Origin of the sequence: Spirosoma oryzae (genome assembly GCF_003002825.1) — a bacterium.
GTDB classification, from domain to species: Bacteria; Bacteroidota; Bacteroidia; order Cytophagales; family Spirosomataceae; genus Spirosoma; species Spirosoma oryzae.
Window position 1 is genome coordinate 1 of record NZ_PVTE01000069.1, and the last position, 1,624, is coordinate 1,624.

1 protein-coding gene is annotated in these 1,624 nt (G+C 50.1%); it reads left to right on the top strand.

Annotation, left to right across the window (positions count from 1 at the left end):
• The coding region (locus CLV58_RS28600; RefSeq protein ID WP_170108825.1) for a tail fiber domain-containing protein at positions 1 to 1,406 on the top strand (1,406 nt) is incomplete at its 5' end.
• Positions 1,407 to 1,624: the final 218 nt, after the last annotated feature.

A 1,624-nucleotide genomic window follows, 5' to 3' on the forward strand; every position in this document is an offset into this window, starting at 1 on the left:
GGGACGGCACGGGCTGGGTCAGCAAGAAAAGCGGTGCCCAGCTAGGGGCCGACAATGGGCTAACGGTGGGCTACAACAGCACGGGCAATGTGGGCTTGGGTGGTACACTCAGCAAGAACACTGCCATCGCCCAGGAATCTTACAACCTGAATTTTACGTCGTCGGCTACCTCTGGGTCCAGTCATTTTACGGTTGACGGCTCCACCTTTAATGTGGATGCGGTTAAAAACAGTGTGGGGCTTGGTACCGCCACGCCCGTGGGACGACTTAACCTGGCCCAGGACAACTATACCTCTGGTATCTCAACGTCGTATCTCACGCCAGGATTGATCATTACAGGACCGACCGAAGTTGGCGGTGGATTTTCCGGTCCCGGAATATACTTCGAAGGGAAAGACAACAATGTCAATGAGAAGGTGATGAAGGTTAATTTGACCAGAACATCCGCTGGAGCAGGGTTTCTTAACTTTCAGTCTGTCTCGGATAATGGCTCAGCGTCCAACAATACAGTATTCAGTATTGGCAATAACGGAAATGTGGTTGTGGGACTGGCTGGGGCTATTCAAAATGCAAGATTTATAGTTGCAGGGACTCAACCGGCAAGCGGTGCTGCCGCTGCTGCTACCTACTTTAATCCAGGTAGTACCGTGACATCGAGTGCCTCTTATGCGTGGACTAATCCGCTAAGCATTTATGCTACTGGGTCTATTTTATCCGGGGCCTATATAGCTGCCTATGCTGGTACATTGACCGCATCGGACAGCCGGATCAAGCACATTAAAGGCCTTACCAACAACGCGGCCGACTTGGCTACGCTGAGTAAAATAAAGATTACAGACTATGTCATGATTGATCAGGCTCACTTCGGCGACCGGACGTTCAAAAAAGTAATTGCGCAACAACTAGAGTCCGTTTACCCAAGCGCTATCACAAAGCGGGCCGATTATATTCCGGATGTTTACAGCTTGAGTGAAGCCGTGAAGATAGAGAACGGTACAGTACGCATTACGTTGAATAAAGCGCACGGACTCCAGAAAGGCGATGAGATCAAGCTTGTTACGGAAACAGAACAGGAAGTTCTGGTAACCGTAACCTCAGTTACAGAAAAGAGCTTTACCGTAAGTGGCCTTGCCGATACGCAGGCACGCTATTTCGTTTATGGTAAAAAGGTGCCTGACTTCCGGGTTGTAGACTATGACGCTCTTTCCATGCTGAATGTTTCGGCTACACAGGAACTGTCCAAACAACTTCAGTACGCAAATGCTCGCATTGCACAGCTGACCGCCCAGGTTGCTGAACTGGCCGAACTCAGGGGTGCCGTAGCCGACTTACGTCGGGAATTGGTAAAAGCCGCCGTTCGGCAAGTAAATGTGATGCCTAAAGGCAGCAGAATAACCAGCCGGTAGGATGAACGAATGGGTTTCAATCATTTTCTACCCTATCTCACTACTAATTGTTCTTCAAACCATACCATCATGAAACTCAAACATCTGTTTTCATCTCTGGCCACGATAGCCGTGTTTTCCACGGCTCAGGCGCAGGTAAAAGTAGGGGCTAACCCCGGCACCATCAACGGTGGCTCGGCCCTGGAAATCGAAGCGACCAACAAAGGCCTGCTCATGCC